Source organism: Alteromonas sp. 4NS20-0143 (assembly GCF_057542855.1).
This window is the reverse complement of record NZ_BAAJLR010000001.1, coordinates 83,154-104,071: the sequence shown is the minus strand read 5'-3', so window position 1 is coordinate 104,071 and position 20,918 is coordinate 83,154. Positions and strand designations below refer to the sequence as shown.

The 20,918-nt window shown below is 43.9% G+C and carries 13 protein-coding genes; 3 read left to right on the top strand and 10 right to left on the bottom strand.

Annotated features, from left to right (window positions below; genetic code table 11):
* Window positions 1-45 precede the first annotated feature (45 nt).
* Window positions 46-867, bottom strand: a complete 822-nt coding sequence (locus tag AC27HD_RS00430; RefSeq protein WP_487103091.1) for a bacteriorhodopsin-like — start codon at window positions 865-867, stop codon at window positions 46-48.
* A 202-nt stretch (window positions 868-1,069) separates the two neighbouring features.
* Here AC27HD_RS00430 and AC27HD_RS00425 point away from each other — a divergent pair, with 202 nt between their 5' ends.
* The gene (locus tag AC27HD_RS00425) at window positions 1,070-1,234 is read left to right on the top strand and encodes a hypothetical protein (RefSeq protein WP_160173365.1); all 165 of its coding nucleotides are present in this window, start codon (window positions 1,070-1,072) and stop codon (window positions 1,232-1,234) included.
* A 44-nt stretch (window positions 1,235-1,278) separates the two neighbouring features.
* Here the strand turns inward: AC27HD_RS00425 and AC27HD_RS00420 are convergent, their stop codons facing one another.
* The 7 genes from AC27HD_RS00420 to AC27HD_RS00390 form a co-directional block, all read right to left on the bottom strand.
* Entirely contained in the window at window positions 1,279-1,953 is a 675-nt protein-coding gene (locus AC27HD_RS00420) for a nitroreductase (RefSeq protein WP_032096669.1), read from the bottom strand.
* Between the two features lie 138 nt (window positions 1,954-2,091).
* The gene (locus AC27HD_RS00415) at window positions 2,092-4,047 is read right to left on the bottom strand and encodes a methyl-accepting chemotaxis protein (protein WP_032096670.1); all 1,956 of its coding nucleotides are present in this window, start codon (window positions 4,045-4,047) and stop codon (window positions 2,092-2,094) included.
* Between the two features lie 413 nt (window positions 4,048-4,460).
* Window positions 4,461-7,586 (bottom strand): efflux RND transporter permease subunit, encoded by a 3,126-nt coding sequence (locus AC27HD_RS00410; RefSeq protein ID WP_032096671.1) that lies wholly within the window; start codon window positions 7,584-7,586, stop codon window positions 4,461-4,463.
* 11 nt (window positions 7,587-7,597) lie between these two features.
* On the bottom strand, window positions 7,598-8,917 hold the full coding sequence (locus AC27HD_RS00405) for an efflux RND transporter periplasmic adaptor subunit (protein ID WP_487103088.1): 1,320 nt from the start codon (window positions 8,915-8,917) through the stop codon (window positions 7,598-7,600).
* Between the two features lie 126 nt (window positions 8,918-9,043).
* Entirely contained in the window at window positions 9,044-9,433 is a 390-nt protein-coding gene (locus AC27HD_RS00400; protein ID WP_487103086.1) for a hypothetical protein, read from the bottom strand.
* Between the two features lie 213 nt (window positions 9,434-9,646).
* Window positions 9,647-11,782: a hypothetical protein gene (locus AC27HD_RS00395; protein ID WP_487103084.1), complete on the bottom strand. Its 2,136-nt coding sequence runs from the start codon at window positions 11,780-11,782 to the stop codon at window positions 9,647-9,649.
* A gap of 166 nt (window positions 11,783-11,948) precedes the next feature.
* Window positions 11,949-12,548, bottom strand: coding sequence for an FMN-dependent NADH-azoreductase (locus AC27HD_RS00390; protein ID WP_487103082.1), 600 nt, complete (start codon window positions 12,546-12,548; stop codon window positions 11,949-11,951).
* Between the two features lie 346 nt (window positions 12,549-12,894).
* Between AC27HD_RS00390 and AC27HD_RS00385 the strand changes: the two genes are divergently transcribed.
* Together AC27HD_RS00385 and AC27HD_RS00380 are read left to right on the top strand one after the other, a co-directional pair.
* Window positions 12,895-13,686, top strand: a complete 792-nt coding sequence (locus tag AC27HD_RS00385; RefSeq protein WP_487103080.1) for a pirin family protein — start codon at window positions 12,895-12,897, stop codon at window positions 13,684-13,686.
* 313 nt (window positions 13,687-13,999) lie between these two features.
* The gene (locus tag AC27HD_RS00380; protein ID WP_487103078.1) at window positions 14,000-16,393 is read left to right on the top strand and encodes a fatty acid cis/trans isomerase; all 2,394 of its coding nucleotides are present in this window, start codon (window positions 14,000-14,002) and stop codon (window positions 16,391-16,393) included.
* Window positions 16,394-16,506: 113 nt separating this feature from the next.
* On the opposite strand, the gene AC27HD_RS00375 is transcribed toward AC27HD_RS00380, so the two are convergent.
* Entirely contained in the window at window positions 16,507-17,709 is a 1,203-nt protein-coding gene (locus AC27HD_RS00375) for a mechanosensitive ion channel family protein (RefSeq protein WP_487103076.1), read from the bottom strand.
* A gap of 89 nt (window positions 17,710-17,798) precedes the next feature.
* Window positions 17,799-20,918, bottom strand: coding sequence for an efflux RND transporter permease subunit (locus tag AC27HD_RS00370; protein ID WP_487103074.1), 3,120 nt, complete (start codon window positions 20,916-20,918; stop codon window positions 17,799-17,801).

The window sequence follows — 20,918 nt, the reverse complement described above, 5'->3', positions numbered from 1 at the left end:
CGTGCATAACGCAAAGCAGCAGTTAGTCAACTGCTGCCTGTTCTCTTAGTTTTTTAGTTTGCCGTCACTTTCATTCGTTGCGGCGAACCAAATCAAGAGGCCAAATGCAATTTTGTTAACTACGTCTGCTAAGTTATAGATAATGTTAAGCGAATCTGCATCTGCAGCACCCACTAGGTAACCCATCACATAGCCGATTGGATAAATTGCCCAACCGATAGTTACAACCCAACGCATTGCGCCATATGCATATTTTACTGCATCACTTGCATGGGCTTCTGCTGCTTTACCTGCTTCACCAAGGAATACTTCGTACAAAATGTAGAACCAACCAAGCATACCAATTACGAAGCCAAGCGTGAGGTCCATATATCCTGCTTCGCCAAGATACCCTGGAATTAGCATGACTAGTGTACCAATAAGCAGGCGCCAGAATATGCCGGCTGTTGCTACGCCAATAGCACGTAATATTAAGTAGAATTCAATCATTAGCAGTGGCACTGTTAGTAGCCAGTCTATGTAACGATATACTGTTGGTGTTTCACCCGTTGCTACCCACACGTCGCGCATGTAGAAGTAGTGCACTGCGGCGATAAACGTTACTAGCGCCGACACGGTTAAGGATGTTTTCCATTTCGCCGTTACAGCTTGAGTTTCCCATAGGAAAAACACGGTTGAGGCCATAAGTGCCATGGAAATTAGCCAGAATGAAATTCCAACGAAATCATCAGGCTCAAGGTTGGCGGCCGCGTGGGCCATCGTTGGAGTTAAAAGCAATAAACCGCCTGTGGCGAGCATTTTGCCTTTCATTCCGAGTTTACCCACGTTTTTACACATTTCTGAGATGGAGCTAAAGTTTATCTTCATTATTTTTCTCTCACATTCATCACTGAGTTTAGGTTGACGTTGAGTATTTTAACAATTACTTAACGTATCATTAGGTAATTGAATAACAACTTTTGGGATCAGAACATCACTCTGATTTCTGCTAATATTAAAAAACATTAATAAGAACTATGTTTAGACTGTATTTTCGTACACACTTATTAATTAAAATCAGGAAAGTATTATGAAATTCTTTAAACTAGGCTTTGCGGCTGCAGTAATTGTGTCTTTGATATCGCTGGCGTGGTACTTCGTGCGTCAACAGCAGTTTTTAATGGTGGGGGTACCTACCGCATTGTTACTCACTATCATCATTGTAATGATCATGCGGCAGGAAAAAGTTGAGTAGATAAAAACGAGTAGCTTTTGTTTAGCTGCCTAGCTGTTTAGTTCTTACTCAAAGCCGTGGTAGGTCACAAAATCTGCGTTGTCTGCGCGGGTAGAGCGAACAGAGTTGGCAGGAAAATCAGGATCTGGATAGCCAAGCGCTATACAAATCATAATGGCTTCATCGTCTGGAATATTGGCATGCTTGTGCACCACGTCAGACTGCATAATGCCCTGTCCGTTAATCACGCACCCCAAGCCTAAGTCCCACGCGGCCAGCACGATACCGTAAGCCAAAGAGCCTAAACCGAACTGAGTAATTCCTGCGGGCTCTAGCGTTTTGTCGTAAGTCAGCACTAACGATACAGGTGCATCAAACTGACGAAAACCGCGCATCATCCAGTCCATTCGCTTTTCTTTGTCTTCGCGAGTTATGCCCATAACATCAAACAGCTGAACGGCTACATCAATTTGTCGCTGACGGTGAATACCCTCGTAGTCTTCCTTGTAGGGAAAATCCCGTTTATGAGGCTTTCCCGCAAGGGTATTTTCTGTATTTCCTTCGCGTATTTTATCTAAAACATCGCCAGTAACAGCGTGTATCTTCCACGTTTGTGTGTTGTAAGAAGAAGGCGCCCACTTAGCCGCGTTGATAATAGAATCTACGGTTGCTTTTGACACAGGCTGCTTAGTAAAGCCGCGGACACTCTTTCTTGAAGCGGCAAATTCTGCAAAATTCATAAGACTCTCGCTTACTCTATGTTATTACAAATTATTAACATAGAGTAAACGCTGACCATCCCGTGATGCAATGCAAAAGACACACACAAACGATTGATTATAGTTATATATATCTATCGCTTTTTTACCGTACCCACCCTACAGCTTAAACTGTCCGACTAGGTCGTTAAGATCATCAGATAACGACAGCAAGTTTTCAGCGTTATTCGATAGGCCCTGTGACGCCTTGCTAACCTCTGAGGTTGAGGCCTGCATTCCTACAATGTTTTTGCTTATCTCTTCTGACACTTGATATTGCTGTTCAGCTGCTGTGGCAATTTGCGTGATTTGATTCATAATTTGCTGCACCAGCAGCCCAATTTTCTCAAAAGTTTCGCTTGCCTCATTTGACTGCGTGGTAGCCTGCTCTGACTGCTCAAGACTTGTCGTCATTTTCGCTGATACAAATCGCGTTCGCTCTACAAGCTTGTTGAGCATGCTATCAATTTCTTCTGTTGCACCGTGTGAGCGCTTTGCAAGGGTTCTAACTTCATCGGCGACCACGGCAAAGCCTCTACCCTGCTCACCGGCTCTGGCGGACTCTATGGCGGCGTTTAGCGCTAATAAATTTGTCTGCTCAGCAATATCTCGAATGACATTAAGAATTTTATTGATATTACCACTTTCGTTTTCAAGCTCATCAGTGGCCGATGAAGCATCACGCATCAATGTCATCAATTGCTCAACCTGCACCACTGTATCTTTAATGATAGAGCGACCGTTTTGACTTGCATTATCAGTTTGCTCTGTCGCATCCTGAGTTGATACACAGCTTCTGGCTACTTCTTGCGCTGCCGCGGCCATTTGATTGGTGGCAGTAGCGGTGTGCTCGATTGATTGTTCCTGTTTTTCACTTGCTTGATTAAGCGACTCAGCTACCGCTTTAAAGTCTTGAGACGAACTGTGCAGCGTTTGCGCTTGGGCTTTTATTTGACTGATCAAATCACCAATAGAGTTCATAAACTGGTTAAAGTAATTGGCAAGCTCACCAATTTCATCCCGTGTTTTAACGTCTAAACGCTGGGTTAAATCTCCTTTACCATCAGCGATACCTTTTAAGCTTCGACTAATATGCAAAATAGGCGCAACAATTTTATCGGCGAGCAGCACACCAAGCACACTGCAAAGCACTAGCATTACAACAAGTACAATCATCATGGTGGTCACAATATTTCTTGCCGGCGCTTCAATATCCGAACTTTCGATTACCCCAATAAACTGCCACTTCAAGTTAGGAGAGCTGTATTTCGTAACCGTCACCTCACCCTCTTTAGTATCGACAGAAAACGTATTGTCTCTTTGTGTTTGCAACGCTTTGTACATGGCTAAATTTTGCAACTCACTCACGTTTTTAAAGTTATTGCTCTTATTGCGTGGGTCAGCCAGTACCACACCATTATCGTCAACTAAGATGACGTATCCCGACTCGCCAATTTTAACATCGTTAACCAGTCGCGTTAGCGTATCTAAGGTCACGTCAATAGACTGAACACCTATTACACTGCCGCTGTCAGATTCTATTGTGGTGGCAATAGAAATCATCGGTCCGCCAGACACCCCTTGATAAGGTGAGGTAATAATCGCCTCGCCCCCCGCTTGCTTTGCTTGCTCGTACCAAGGCCGCTTGCGAGGATCGTAATTGGTCATAGGTTCAGCAGGATATTGAATAAAGCCCCCCGTCTCTGTTCCCATGTAGACATTCAGTAAATTGGGATGCTTTTCTCGAAACTGACCGTGAAACTCATAAATGTTTCTCTCTATATCCCCGTTACTTAAGGGGGTCATGTCTGCAGAGCGGTTGATGTAGTTGGTAATTGAGGTATTTGCCGCTGACTTTACTCTCACGTCGTCAGAAAGGTAGCGAACGTGCTCTTTCATTCCTTCAAAAAACAATTCAAACGCATTATCTATTTGTTTTATTTCTTGGGATGCACTATTAACGAAGTAATTGCGAGATTGTGTAAAAGTTTGCACTGTCGTTGTTACAACTAAAACAATGATAGGAACGGTTACCGCTACTAAAAATGCAGTTATCAGCTTACTTCTTATTTTCATCTGCCATTTCTCTTTGCGTTGCGTTAAACGGGGTTACCAAGCAATGGTCACCACGGAAGGCGTTTACTAATAACCATATCAGTAAAGACGGATTTTCGTAAGTATGGGAGAAGATTTTGTGAAATTTCTGCGGAGTTCTCGCTTTCTTTATCGACTTAGTTACCGAAATAGTTATCGAGATAATTATCGAAATAGTTATAGCATCTGAACAGCAGCTTTAAGCTGGTATTAAGGTAAGAAGTAAAGCCGAGCATAGGGGTTAGTTTAGACGTTAACTTGGGCAATAGCTCAGGCTTTGCACCTTAAAGGTAAGAAAGCGACGGGGCTCGCTAATATGCTTACAATAACACGTGTTTTTATGCTATACGGCATTACACACGTGTTGAAGCCCCGTCTCTGGCGATATCATTGAATTAACTTTGCGCGTTTTTTCCTTTCACTAGCCCCTTCATGTCTTTACCGTAGCCTCTAAAGTACCGCTTTATATCCTCAAGAATGAGGTAGTTTAGCGGCACAATAAATAAGGTGATCACGGTCGCGAACAAAATGCCGAAACCAAGACTTACTGCCATTGGAATAAGAAACTGAGCCTGAGTCGACTTTTCAAATAACAGCGGCATCAGCCCCGCGAAAGTCGTAAGCGATGTAAGTAATACGGGCCTGAAGCGTCGACCACCAGCATCGTAAACCGCTTTCTTAAGAGCAACGCCTTCAAGACGCTTTTGATTTATATAGTCGACTAATACTAATGAGTCGTTCACCACAACCCCCGAAAGCGCGAGCATGCCCATAAAGCTTAAAAGCGTTAAGTCCATACCCATGATCCAGTGACCAATAACAGCGCCAACAAGGCCAAAAGGTATAACAGACATTACAATTATCGGCTGAGAATACGACTTAAACGGAATGGCTAACAAAATATAAATCAGTATTGCCAGACCCACTCCTCCTACAATTAGCCCTTGAGACGACTCTTCTTGGTCTCGCGCTTCACCTGCCATTTCAAAGCTAACGCCAGGGTACTGACCTAACTGCTCAGATAACCAATCGTTTACCTCTGCTTGCACAAGGGTTAAATCGCCATTCTTTTTATCAAAGTCTGCGGTAACCGAAAGTGTTCTTTGTCTATCTACGCGCAAAATGCTGTCTGGGCTAAACCCGGGGATCACATCTGCTACTTGCCAAAGTGGCACTTCTTGGTTCGGTCCAATGCGGATCATCATTTGTTCGAGGGTCTCAATAGACTGCCTAGCTTGTAATGGGTAACGCACCATCACGCGTACCTCTTCTCGGCCTCGCTGAATGCGCTGAATTTCAAACCCAAACACCGCTTGTCTAACTTGCCTTGCCACAGTATTAAGGTCTAACCCTAGCAGTCGAGCTTCGGGTTTTAATTCAAGCTGAAGTTCTTCTTTACCATCTGACAATGAGTCTTCGATATCGAAAACAGCCGCATATTCCGCCATTTTTGTTTTCAGCTTTTCACCAAGCTCGTTAAGTGCATTGGTGTCTCTGCCTTTAAGCTCAACATCCACGGGCGAGCCGCCCCATCCACCAATTTCAGCGCGATAGTTAAGCTGTTCTGCACCAGCAATTTGGCCAACGCGTTTACGCCACTCGTTAACCACTTCTCGTGTAGATACGTCTACCGTGCGTTTTTCAGGCGGCACTAAATCAATTTGCACTCTACCTGTGGTGGAATTTCTTCCACCACTCACTGAGTAAATATTTCGAATGACTGACTCACCGGTATCTTCATCAAGGTACTCCTCGCGAAGCGCTTGAGCATGACCCGTGATAGATTTTACGATGCGATCTGTGCTTTCAAATGCCGTTCCCGCAGGCATCACTAAGGTGGCGGTTGCCACCTCACTTTGAACTCTTGGGAAGAAAACAAACTTGGTTTGTCCACTGGCGATAGAACCTATAATAATCACCAGAACTGAAAACATGAGCACCCACGATGCATAGCGCCACTGCATTGCGCGGGCTAATACAGGTTGATACGCTCGTTCAATAAGAACTTCTAAAGAGCGAGCAACCTTCTTTTGTATTTCTGACAGCTTAGAGGCTGGTTTATCGCCACGGGGTTTCACATGTTTTAAGTGAGCGGGCAAAATAAATTTCGATTCAATTAATGAAAACAGCAATACTGGGATGATGACAAACGGAATAGCCGCATACCAACTTCCTCTGCCTGTTTGAAAAGCGAGTGGCAAGAAAGCCGCCGCTGTAGTCAAAATACCAAACGTAACCGGTACCGCAACTTCTTGCGTGCCTTTAATGGCCGCATCGAGAGGGTTTTCGCCACGCTCTAAATGAGCATAAACATTTTCTCCGGTAACAATGGCATCGTCCACCACTATGCCTAGTACCAGAATAAAAGCGAATAGGCTCATTAGGTTTAGCGTAACGTCGAACACAGGCATCAGTAAGAATGCCCCCATAAAACTCATGGGAATGCCTAAACACACCCAAAACGCCACCGACGGTCGCAAAAATAGGGCAAGTAAGGTAATCACCAATAGCGCCCCCTGCCACGCACTAGTCGATAACGTTGCAAGACGGGCTTTAATTGGCTCACTTCTGTCTCGCCAAAAATCTAAACTTAACCCTTCAGGCATTTGCGATTGTTTTGCTACTACGTAATCTTTTACCGCTTGGGTAACTTCAATAATACTTTCATCACCGGTGCGAAATACCTCTACTTCCACAGCTGGCATTCCGTTAAACCGTGTTTTAAGCGGCGTTTCTTCAAAAGCATCTACAATATTCGCCAGGTCGCCCAACTTAATCATTGTGCCGTCTTGCGTGGTGACTATAGGAATATTTGCATATTCATCAGCGTTATAGGCTTGGCCTCTGCTACGGATGAAAATATCACCGCCTTCGGTCTTTAGGTTACCTGCTGACACATCGGTTGCGTTTTGACGAATAACGGTAGCAACCTGCTCCAACGTTAAGTCGTACTTTCTAAGCACCAACTCTTGGATCTCGATAGAAATTTCAAAGGGAAGCGTTCCCCCCACTTCAACTTGAGAAATACCGTTAATGGCAGCCAATTCATCGCGCACTGTATCTGCTAATCGGCGCAGCGTTATGGGGTCGTAATCACCATACAGCACTACCCCAATGGCATCTCGTCGCCATTGGGGTACTTGAATAAGTAAATTCTCTGCATCAACCGGAAAATTATTGATAGCGTCCACTTTTATTTTTACATCATCAAGCACTTCCCGTACGTTGTATCCTTCCTCAACTTCGATGGTGACAGATGCACTGCCCTCACTGCTTGATGAGTTAAGTTCTCGTATTCCCTCTAAGTCTTGAACCGCCTCTTCAATACGAATGGTGATCCCCTCTTCGACTTCCTGAGGCGATGCGCCAGGCAAAGACATAGTGACGCGCACACTGCGCTGTTCAAATTCGGGAAACAAGTCAACGGGGATATGGTTTGATACAACATACAGCCCTGAGATAAAAATTACGGCAAGTAAGATATTCGCCGCCACATCATTTTTAGCAAACCATGCAATCATGTTGGCATCTCCTACTGTTGTTCAGTGTTTTTTGCACTGTCAGCAGTCTTTGCCTGAAGCGATTTTTTAGCTGACGACGTCTCTGGCAAGCTATCGGCCAGTGACTTCACCTTGGTGCCATCGGGAATGTTGGCTGTAGGGGTAAGAATTAACTGATCGTTTGGCGTTAACACATTGCTGGCATTGCCAGTAACTTGACGATTAGTGGCAGAAACAATCACGTTTTTGTCGTCGGTCCATAACGGAGTGATGGGCCTTTTTCTTAAGACTCCTTCGTCCACCACACTTACCATATTGTTCTGAGACACAGCTTGACGAGGAATGACAAATACATCATTGAGTTTCTGCCCTTCGATACGAGCACTTAAAAATTGACCTACTCGTAGCGCTGGCCTTTGTTGAGTAGCTTGAAAAGGGGCTTCTACCTGAGCCACAAGAAAAAGCATGCGGGTGGTAGGGTCGAATGCGCCTTCACTTCGCACAATCTCGCCTTCCCATTGATACGTTTTAGTGCCTAAGTCACCGTAAAGTCTAACGCGGGGGTTTTGAGAAGAGTCCGAGCCGTTTTCACCTAAGTAAAAATATTCTAGCTCTGCGGTTTTAATGGGCAACCTAACTTCAACAACGTCGGTGCTGTAAATAGACGCGATAGTCTGTGACGGCGTCACAACTTGTCCAACATCGATAGACTGACTCAACACCATGCCATCGAAGGGCGCTTTGATAACAGTTCGTTCAAGATTTAGCTGGGCGCCCATTAGCCTTGCCTCTGCCGCGCGAAGCGCCGCTTGGGCAGCTGCAACCTGAGGTTTGCGCAATGCCAAAAGTTTAGCGGCCTCTCCTTTAGGCTGTTTGTTCCATTGTTGCGCTGAAAAATCGGCTTCAGCCAGCTCTTGCAGATAGCTTACGTTGGCCTCTGCAACCGCAGATTTCGCAATATCCACTTCAATGCGAAAGTCCCTGTCTTCTAATCGAACAAGAACATCACCTTTTTTAAATGACGCCCCGGCTCGTATGTTAGGAGCAACCGAGACCACGCGACCGGAAACATCGGCTACAAGCTCGGTTTGTGTGAGCGGTTGCGCCGTGCCGTAAGACTCAATCCATACCTCGTAGTTATCGATAGTGAGATCCATGACATCAACGGCGACGGTGGGAGCAGCTTGACTTCCTCCCCACTTCCTTGCCTCTGGCTTACTGGAAAACATCGCTTTCACTATTAGCCCAGCGATGATGAGGATAACGATAGAGACAATGATATGAACTACCCAAGGTACTTTTTTATTATAGGTGGTTTGTTGATTTTTGTTGTTATTATCGGTGTTAACCATATTTTTACTCCGCGCAGCACGCGCACTACATCAGTTTTCTACGACATAGAATACGGCGTTTTAAAAATTTAGGACTGCTATAATCGATAAAAAGGCGAAAAAGAAGGTTTAACACAAAATAAACATTTAGCGGGATGATAAGCGTATCTGCGAAAGCCAATGCTGAATTTTTTCCTCGTCTTTATCAATCATGAACGGCATGGTGAGATTTGAAGGTCGATGCGGGGAACCTGCGTGAACAAATATACTGTTTTCGACAATACCTACCGCTTTGCAGCCGGCCTGTTGAAAAGCAAAGTATCCCGCCATCATTTCGCCAATCGCATCATGGGTTATGCCCGCAGTTTCTGTGGGACGTTGAAAAAGCACCCAGGCATTTAACGAGGCGGTTAATGAAAGAATGTCGAGGGTAAGTTTTCGAACGCCACTTAAATTAAATCCATCGGCATAATCGCAATATACCGTTTCGAATTGTAAAGACAGCGAATAACTTCCATGTGCATTATCTAAGACCATACTCTGTTGAACCATAACTTGGCATAAAACCACTTCACTTAGACAAAAGTATATTCCTAGAAAATTAAAAATGACAAATTAATTTGAAGACATCGAGTGCGATAAACGCAAATTCAGTGTGTTACAAGCACGTAATCAAAAATTATTAGTCATGCTGCAATAGGTTTACTAAATGTATCGTACAGCGGTGCTTGAAAATGGATGTCTCTCTCATCATTGTGGATTAGACACGATAGTTTCATCTATCGCGAAATCAGGATTCCATTTTCCGAAGGTGCTATTGATAAACGAGGTGGCAATGGGTTTAAAATCAGGGTGCTGACTTAGTCCATAAAAACGGGGCGAGGTGAGTAAAAATGTCTCACTTCCTATCGAGTCATAATCGAGAAGCGGTTGGCGGTTAAACATACTTTTTGGATTTATTTTTGAATCGTCTTTGACTAGATACATATAGCCTGCACAAGTCCAGCTAAGCTTATTTTGTGTTTGTTGGCATGCCGAGGCCGCAGGCTCTATGGCGCTTCCTAGTTCCCGAGCATATCTATCGTCTCCCTTAAATTTTTTAATTGCCGCGTAGGAATAAGGTTCAGACTTGTAAAGATCTACTTGTTGAGAGAACTCAGCTGAAGTTGCGCCTGCTAATTGCTGCTGTTTTTCATACAGCGTCTCATCTCCTTGCTCCAGCTTATAGGATGCTTGCACTCTATTTTGAAACTCCTCGGTAACTGGTAATTGACGATAGCGAACTTGCTGTTTTTCGGTTAATTTGCCTTTCGTTTCTAAGTCGAGGAGGAGTAAATAAGCGTTAAAGAAATCCTCTGAAGTGTCTGGTAATTGGTCAAGCTCGTCACTCATATAAGCAAGCGCAACATTAATGTTCCCACTAAGTATATTAACTGAGGACTTTACCCTTCTGTACTCTGCATTAGGCTCACCACGATAGGTATTAATTAACTCCAACGTTTTTTTAATGTCTTGTTTATAAGCGTAGTAATAATAGAAACTTGCGATAAAATTCGCCGAACTTTCTTTAAATTGTGTATTCATTGTCGATAAAAGCTGTTCTGCTCGCTGGGGCTGTTCAGCGACAAGATACAAATAGACTAAGTTCGCCACATTTATCTGACTTTGTGGATTTGTTCTGAGAATCTGCTCCCGCCGCTTAATCATGTCTTGATAATCATCGAGAATAAGCGTGCTAACGTTTTGGATAAGCGGATCGTTAGGTGACTGCTCATAAGCCATTTGATACAGCGTCATACTTATTTCAAGTTTATAGTTTTTCTCCGCCTGTACTGCTGTTACCAGTGTTTTAAGCGGAAAATCTGGCGCGGTTGTTAATTCCCAAAATAAACGATCTTTTTCTGCCTGAGATTCTTCGCTGGTAAATCCACCGTAATATGAGGCCAGTTCGTGCACCATAAATAGCTGTGCTTTTGCGAGGTGAAACTGAGGATCCTGCTCAATGGCTTGTTGCAATATATCCGCGGCTTGTTGCAACGACTCTGAGGTTCGTTGATAAGAAAATTCTCTACCTTTAATAAATAATTCGTAGGCCTTTGGATTTTTCGTCATTCCAGCTTCTTGTTCAACTTGCTCAGGCAGTAAATTTAATTTTAGAGCCTGTGTGATAGCGTAAGTCAGTTCATCTTGTACCGCAAAAATACTGTCTAGCGTCCGATCATAGGTTTGTGACCAAATATGCGCACCACTGCTGACTTCGATAAGCTGCGCAGTAATACGTAGTTGATTTTTATCTTTTCGAACACTGCCCTCAAGTACATAGTTTACATTTAGCTTTTTCCCTATCTCGCGAATATCACTATTGCTGTCTTTAAAGTTAAATGACGAGGTACGGGCTATTACCACTAATTTATTTAAGCGCGCCAGTGAATTTAAAATCTCTTCGGCTATGCCATCTCCGAAGTAACTCTGTGAACTATCTGGACTCATGTCTTCGAACGGCAGAACTGCAATAGAGCGCTCTGCACTGTCATCCGCAGAGTCAATAAACCAGTTTTGATAGGAAATGAAACCAAGGGCAAACGTGAGCGAGATAGCGAGTAGGTAATTAATTTTACTGCCAGTGTGCTTACCAATTGACTCATTGATATCAACCTCGTGAGTGCGCTTTAGCCCTTCAGGGGTTAATTCAAATGCCCAAGCAAAAATGCATACAAAAGGAAATGCTATAACGAGAATGACGGTAATAATCGTGCTAAACAGTGTTGGCAAATGTAAGGCGGGAGAAAGGACAGCAACTACTTGCAAAATAATCCAGCATGTCACCAAATAAACACTAGCAACCTTAAATACGTTGCGACGTTTAAACTCGGAAAAAATCTTCATGCGTCCTGCCAGTTATTTTTATAAACCCACCATAATAGATAAACACCAGCAGTACAATTATCGAACAAGCAAATGATGTATTTTTTTGTGCTGTATCTGAAAGGCGCTGATTGCGTTCGGTTAAACGCAATCATTCGCCTACCTGAATTAATCCTAAATTTAATAACTATAGGCTAAACGCATTTACGGCCTGTTCAGCTGCTTTCATTCGTGCTTCGCCGTCTGGCATAGCCAAGCCTTCTGCATAGATAAAAGAAACATCAGTGAGGCCAATCAGCCCGAAAAAATTCTTTAGATATTGAGATTGGGTGTCTTTTTGTGTGCCTTCATATATACCGCCTCGCGCCGCAACTACCACTATTTTCTTGTTTTCTAACAAGCCGACCGGGCCGTTTTCCGTGTACTGAAAGGTAACGCCAGCACGCGCTATGCGATCGACCCATGCTTTAAAGGTAGAGGGCACGCCAAAATTATACATAGGCATAGCAATAACAATGGTATCGCTACTTTTTAGCTCGTTGATTAAGGTATCTGATAATGTGGCGAGTTCATCTCCACCCTTATTAGCCCACGCGGCCATTTCAGCGTGTGTTAAGTGAGGTAATACATCAGCAGCAAGGTCTCTTTCTATCACCGTTACACCATTATCTGCTTGGCTATTTTGTTCAGATTGGGATTTGATTCTTTCTACCAGCGCGTTAGCTAAGATAGATGAATTTCCTTGGTCACCATTAAGTGACGATTTCAGTAGTAAAATAGTGTTCATTCGTTTTCTCCTTCAATATTAGGACGTGTTGACTTAGTGAAACATCACAAATGCTAAGTCGAAGTATTGAATGAAAGCGCAAGAAAATAAATATGTTAAAAACGCATCATTCATTCCAATAAAACGAATAAAAAGAAAATACGCCGCAATTACTATTTTGTTATTTGATAAGCACTACACCACATAACAAGAAGAACTCATAGAAAAACAAGGAAGAGTAACAGCCGCTAATATAGGGCTCGCAATACATTCTAATAAAAAGAATGAAACAACCTTTTTAAAGCAATTTTCTAAATTCATCGTTAGGACTACAGTAACCTTATTGAAATGAAGTGAGGACATTCAAATGATTTATATTAGAAAAGCAGACGAACGAGGCGACGTGAACTTAGGCTGGTTAAAAAGTAAGCATAGCTTTTCATTTGGACACTACTACGATGCACAGCATATGGGTATTTCGGTGTTACGGGTGATCAATGAAGATGAAGTCATGCCAGGGCAAGGGTTTGGTACCCACGGGCACCGAGACATGGAAATTGTGTCTTACGTTATTGAGGGCGCACTAAAACATGAAGACAGCAGCGGCAATAAATATGTAGTGCCAGCAGGCGATATTCAGCGCATGAGCGCAGGACGAGGCGTTACCCACTCAGAGTTCAATGCGTCAAAAAATGAGAAAGTAAAATTTCTACAAATTTGGATCTTACCGGATAAAAAAGGAATTGAGCCAAGCTATGAACAAAACGCAGTGGCACAAAAAGGCGCGCTTACTCCTTTAGTTACCCCCCAGGGCAACGATGGAACACTGTCAATAAATCAAGATGCCAGTATCTCTAGGCTAATGTTAGATAAAGGAGAGACCTATAGCTTAAACACCGCGAATCGAACGGGCTATTTGCACATTATCAATGGTGACGCTGAAGTGAATAGCTCTGGTACTTTAAACCCTGGTACTTTAAGCTCTAGCACGGAAGCCGCTGATACCAATAACGCTACTATTAATAGCACAAGCACAGAGGCGTTCGATAATCAGACTTTCAGTAACGGAGACGCCTTTGCTATTGGCGCAAATGAGCAAGTTAACATAGTAGCAACTAGCCCTATTGAGGCGCTTTGGTTTGATTTACCTCCTGTTTAGCTCAAATGAGGAGTAGCTTACATTAGGAGAAGATGAGAGGAAAATGTCAACGATATGGGAGAAATGGAACCCTTCTTGCGATTGCGCATACACATTTCTCCTCTTTTCTACCACCTGCACTCTGGCTACTGTATAGTGGTAACACTAAGGCTGTTCGTACTCGCGAATAGGGTTATCTTGATGTTATCTCGACGCAACGTTCATGTGATTTCCGTCTGTCAGAAAGTACAGCTAACGCCTGTCAGAAAGTACAGCTAAAAAGTACGGTAAAACAGTACAGTCTAAACAAAATAATTTAAAAGAGAGTTTTTGCATGAATAAATGGACAACCTCCATTTGGTGTATCGTTGTGCTACTAGCTGGGTCAGGCATTTATCATTTTTTCCAAACGCCCATCAAAGCAAAGTCGCTACCTGTCTCAGTGCCGCTTACAAGTGAAGTGGTTAATTATCACGACGACGTTAAGCCTGTTTTAGACAAGCGCTGTGTGGTTTGCCATGCCTGTTATGATGCCCCTTGCCAACTTAAAATGGGCTCTTATTCCGGTATTGAACGAGGCGCGAGCAAAGAGCGGGTTTACGATGGTGAAAGACTTATAGAAGCTAACTTAACTCGGCTATTCGAAGACGGCCATACGCTAGCTCAATGGCGAGACAAAGACTTCTTCGCAGTTAATTCTGACACGCCCAAAATGAGCTCACATGACTTGTCATCCACAGATTACCAAACCGCAGCCAATGAAAACTTATCATCAAGCGTTATTGCCCACCTGCTGCAATTAAAACAAGATACGCCAGTAAAAACAGCCAGTGAAACACCGGCGCTTCTTAATAAAGAAGATTACCCGTTGAATATCAACAGAGCATATCAATGCCCTACCGTCGACGATATCGATGACTTCAAAGAAGATTACCCTTTATGGGGAATGCCCTATGCGTTGCCAGCATTAGACAAACAAGAAAACGCGCTCATTCTCAACTGGATAGCCCAAGGCGGCAAAGGTAGCGACGACGTTGTTATTACAGAAGAAAATCAGCAGCACATTATGGCGTGGGAAGACTTTTTAAACGGCAAAAGTTTAAAGTCTCAATTAATGAGCCGTTATTTATTTGAACACCTCTTTCTTGTGCACCTGCACTTTGACGCTAAGCAACCTCAACAGTTTTTCAAGCTGGTTCGCTCCTCAACTGCCCCTGGACAACCCATTAAAAGTATTCATACCCGTCGGCCCTTCGACAGCCCAGGCGTAGAGCGGGTGTATTACAGAATAGTGCCGCTAAAACAAACGCGAGTGCACAAGTCGCATATGCCAGTATTACTTACCAGCGATCGCATGGATAAATACGAAGACTGGTTTTTGAACGACGATTACGAGGTTACCTCAATGCCGTCGTATAAGCCTGAAGAGGCCTCTAACCCCTTTATTACATTTGCCCAATTACCTATAAACGCGAGATACAACTATATGCTTGATGAGGCGCAAAACACCATCATGCAATTTATCAAAGGCCCAGTGTGTCGCGGGCAAATGGCGCTAAACGTAATAAACGATCATTTTTGGGTTGTATTTTCTGAGCCAGATTTAGATTTGGTTCAAAATAACGGCGAATTTATACAACAAGCACTTCAAAATATTGAGCTGCCTGCTGAAGAGCAAAGCAATGCCCTACCCACGGCATGGATGAACTATGCCGCGATGGAGCGTGAATATTTAAATGCGAAATCTGAATTCATCAATACCCAAATAAAAGACAAGTTAAACATCGATCTTGATTTACTGTGGAACGGTGATGGCGAGAATGAAAATATGGCGTTAACTATCTTTAGGCATAAAGATGCCGCAAGCGTAGTTAAAGGGCTTGTTGGAGATACGCCACAAACAGCGTGGGTATTAACTTACCCACTATTTGAGCGCATTCACTATTTACTCGTGGCGGGTTACGACGTATACGGCAACGTTGGCCACCAGCTTAACAGTAGAATGTATATGGACTTTTTGCGCATGGAAGGCGAATTCAACTTTTTAGCGTTGCTACCAAGTGAAACCAGAGACAAGATTAGAAGCAAATGGTATCGCGGCTCGGTGAGTGAAGTTGAAGAATTTGTGTATAAAGGCAATACATCAAAGATAGAAACTAATATTGAGTACAAAACTGATAACCCTTATCAAGAATTACTCGATACTATGAAGCGTAAATTCACAGGCACAATCAGCGAGCGACATTACCTAAATAATGGGTTTAAAGGTAAAGAGGCTATCGCTAGCTTTAACACGATAAACTCGCTTAAGGGCAAAAATATTTCGCTTCTTCCTGAGTCAACCATAGTGCGAGTTTATGACAAATCAAACGATGAACAACACTTTTATACTATGCTGCGACACAGCGCCCACACCAATATTTCTCATTTGTTTAATGAGGAAGACAGACGTTTACCAGAAGAAGACACCGTCACTATCGCCAGTGGATTTATGACCTCTCACCCAAATGCATTTTTACAGGTTGAAATATCCGAGCTACAAGACCTCGCCTCACGCATCAATAAAATGGGGTCAGAACCGGATTATACAGCATTGCTAGACACCTATGGCGTAAGACGCACAAACCCTAAATTTTGGGACTATGCTGACAACATGCACAGCTACTTTAAAGAAACCTACCCGACTGAGTTTGGGTATCTAGACTTTAACCGGTTGGAAAACAGATAAAGAAATCTGCTGGGTGATAACTTCTCCCAGCAGGTTTATTGAGAGTGATTAGTAATAGAAGGCGCCAAGGTATGGCGCTTTTTTATTTGATTTACTGCTACCGCTGTAACTACTTAAAGAATATTCTCGCCTCCCTCTGGATCTCTCGAGTTGCGAGCTTGTTCTCTAATTTCATGAGCTTCAGACGCTACATCATCATCTGAGAAGCGACTGTTTTGTAACACGTTATGATTATGTTTGGCTTGATTAGAGCTAGAACTTGATGCTTCACCCTCACTGTTATTTGAAGCATCATTACCCTCACTAACTTTTCTATCTCCACCAACCTCACTTTGGTTTGGCACCGTTTCAACCCTAAGGCCTTGTGGAAATATCCGCTCTCTTGCGTCGTCAGGCATACTAATATCGGCATCTAAGAAAGCAGTGGTGATGTTGCGCATGAGCACCGACGACATTTTAAGCACGCTGGTTTTCTCTACGTCTACCCAAAAATACACTTTCACATTATAGCTAGAGGCACCTAGCGTATCGATAAGCGTTTGAGGCTCTGGATCGGTCAGCACGTTTTGCTGTTCGGCTATAACACTTTGCGCTATTTGTTGTGCTCGCTGTATATCAGCGTCGTACCCTACTCCAATGACGAAATGTCCTCGCATTAGCGGGTTAGCCGTTAAGTTCTTTATCACGCCTTTATAAATTGTCGCGTTAGGTATTTGAATGTGATTACCGTCAAAATCTACCAATGTGGTGGCACGTGCCGTCACTTTTTGAATAATGCCCGTAAAATCATTTATCTGAACAATATCGCCTATGCGAAAAGGCCGCTGGATGGTAAGCAGTAGGCTTGAAATAAAGTTTTCTGCAATGTCCCTAAACGCAAAACCTAAAATAAGCCCTACGACCCCCGTCCCGCTGACAACGGCAATGGCAAAGCCCGTTAAACCCGCCAAAAACAGAAACAAATAAATTCCGAGCAACATAAGCACTAAGCTGATGCTTCGTTGTATAACAGAGCGTAGTAAAGGCGACGTTGTCGCTCGCGTCATAGGCTTTACAAGTAAGCTGGCAACATGAGGGGCTAAAAAGATAAAGACAGCCATCACAACAATGCCAAGGGCTAAACCGGGCAAGCGATAAACAAAGCTCTCCCAAAGCTGGGCTAAAAGCGATTGCGCATTAGATAGACTAGAAATAGCGCCTCCACCATCAGTGCTTTGCACCAAAGAAGACGCTGTGAGTTGTAGCTTATTGATTAATAGACTGCTACTTGATCCCGCACCGCTCGGCAGCATGGCTTTTGATGATAATGCAAACATAACCTTAATCCTTGGTGTGCGCCCTCATGTTAAATGAAGGCGCGTTAGTTAATCCTGTAAACTGTGTGCGTCAGACATTTGATACAGTTCTAGCTGGCCTTTTCAGCGTTATCGTCAGACCCTTTACCGATGCGACGTACCCACACAAACAAAAACGGAGCAAAGAACACAACGCACACTGTGGTCATGGTTATCCCGCCAAGTACGCCTATGCTAATTGCATTTTGTGCACCTGAGCCCGGGCCGGAAGCAAACGCTAAGGGCATTACGCCTAAAATGAAAGTAAGCGATGTCATAATAATGGGGCGAAAGCGCTGACTTGCGGCGTTGATGGCAGCGTCGTAAGCGCTCATCCCTTGCTTATAGTTGCGCTGTGCAAACTCCACAATCAAGATAGCATTTTTAGCCGCTAAACCAATGGTCATTAACAGCCCTACTTGAAAATACACATCGTTTGATTGACCGGTTAACCACGTTGCTAATACAGCACCGCAAATACCTAACGGCACCACCAATATAATAGCAACGGGGATCACCAAACTCTCATACAAAGCGGCTAAAATCATGAACACCACCACCACGGTAATGCTGTAAAGCAGCAACGTTTGGCTACCACTTTCTTTTTCTTCGTAAGATAACCCCGTCCACGCAATTTCAAAGCCGTTATCGAGTGATTCTGCAATTCGCTCTAATTCTTTTAGCGCTTCGCCTGAACTCACTCCTGGTGGCGTCGAGCCCTGTATTTCTCTTGCAGACCCGCCATTGAAGCGCGTTAACTTAGAAGGGCCATAAGACCACTTACCTTCTGCTATTTGGCTAAGCTGTACCATGCCATCGCTGCTGTTGCGCAAATACCAATTATCGATATCGGCAGGCAGCATTCGATATTCATTATCGGCTTGAACGTAAACCCGTTTAATGCGACCGCTATCGACAAAATCATTCACATAGCGACCGCCTAAGGCAACGCTTAACGTTTGATTTATTGTTGATATTGGTACCCCTAGCGCCAGCGCCTTTGGCGTATCTATATCTAAGCTGTATTGAGGGTTGTCAGCAAGGCCATTAAAACGAACTTGAGACAGCAATGGGCTTTCGTTGGCAGCTTTTAGTAATTGCTGAGTCGCCTGCTTCATTGCTTCGTGCCCTGCTCCTTCGCGGTCAATCAGCTGCAACTGAAAGCCACTGGCGTTACCTAACGCACTCACAGGCGGCGGTACAAGGGGAATAATCATAGCGTCTTTCACCGGTGCCAACGCCTTTGCGGCGCGCTGCTTGATGTTAAAGACGCTGTTTTGTTCGCCACGCTTTTCCCAATCTTTCATTTGTACAAACGCAATACCCACATTCTGCGCTTGCCCTGCAAAGCTAAAACCAGCTGCAGTAAACAAACCCTCTACTGCATCACTCGCTTCGTTGAGATAAAAGTCTTCAAGCTTGGCCATCTTTTCTCGAGTTTGCTGAAGCGTTGAGCCAGGAGGCCCAGACACCAAGGTAAACATTCGGCCTTGATCTTCTTCAGGTAAAAACGAAGTCGGAATTCGACCGAAGATCCACATGCTTCCAGCCACTAATACAATGAACACAGCAGGTAAAATTATTTTATTGTTCAGCAATTTTTCTAACAGGGAATTGTGACTATTTTTGATCTTGTCGAAACCAGTATTAAACCACTGCAGTGCCTTTGTGCTTTGTTTCTTTCCACCTGATTGCAGCAACAATGTGCAAAGCGCTGGCGATAAGGTAAGGGCAATAAACAGTGATATCCCCATTGCAACTGATATCGTAATAGCGAACTGCCTGTAAATAACGCCAACCGAGCCGCTAAATAGCGCCATGGGCAAGAATACCGCCCAAATGACTACCGTTGTGCCCACCAGTGCAGAAGAAATTTCTGCCATCGCATTTTTTACGGCCTCTTTAGGCGACAGGCTTTCATCTTCCTCAAGCTTTCTTTCGGCATTTTCGGTAACCACTATCGCATCGTCGACTAACATGCCAATCGCTAACACAAGGGCAAACATGGTAAGTACGTTAATGGAATAACCAAACAGCAATAAAAAGCTAAAGGTACCTAGCAAAACAACAGGTATGGCAACAGCCGGAATTAAAGTGACTCTTAGTGTTTGCAGAAAAATGTAGATCACTAGCACCACTAACACCACCGCAATCACGAGGGTTTCAAGCACGTTGAAAATAGACGCGCGGATAAAAGGCGACGTATCGACAGGATAAGCAATATCCAAATCATCTGGAATGATGCTTCTAAATTCATCAATTCGCGCTTTCAAGGCTTCTATTGTGGCAAGCGCATTAGCCGATGGCGCAAGCTCAATGGCAATACCGGAAGCGGGTTTTCCGTTCCATCGTCCAAGCACTCTGTAATTTTCTGCACCCACTTCAATACGAGCAACATCGCCTAACGTTAAACTCGCGCCGTTCAAATCTGAGCGTAATAAAATAGCTTCAAATTCTTCAGGCGTGGTTAGCAGCGACTGCGCAGTAATAGTGGCATTTAATTGTTGGCCTTCTACCGATGGGGCTCCGCCAATTTCACCCGTTGCTAACTGCACATTTTGTTGCTCAATAGCATTAGTGACATCGAGTGCGGTAATGTTGTAATTGTTCATGGCGTTAGGATTAAGCCATATGCGCATGGCGTTTTCAGGGCCGAAGGTTTGTATTTGCCCCACCCCATTAACCCGACTTAATGGCTCTTCAAGATTCGACACTAGAAAGTCTGAAATCTCGTTGCGGTTCATCTCGCCACTTTTTGAGAAAAAACTGACTAGCAGCGCATAACTGCTGCCTGCCTTTTCTACTGCAATGCCAAGCTGCTGCACAATGGGCGGTAACGCAGATTGCGCTTGGGATACTTTGTTCTGGGTTTGTACCTGCGCAATATCGGGGTCGGTACCTGGTTCAAAGGTTAAGGTAATTGACGCCGTGCCGGCAGAAGAGCTTTGCGACTGAATGTAGCGCAAGTTGTCGATACCCGTGAGGCTCTTCTCAATAACTTGAGTAACCGTAACCTCCATGGTCTTTGCCGATGCACCGGGGTAACTTGCGCTAATAGAAACTTTAGGTGGCGCAATATTCGGGTACTGCTCTAGCGGAAGATTCATTACTGAAAATGCGCCGCTTCCCATAATAAGAAGTGCGATTACGGCGGTAAAAATGGGGCGGTTGATGAAAAAGCGAGAAAACAT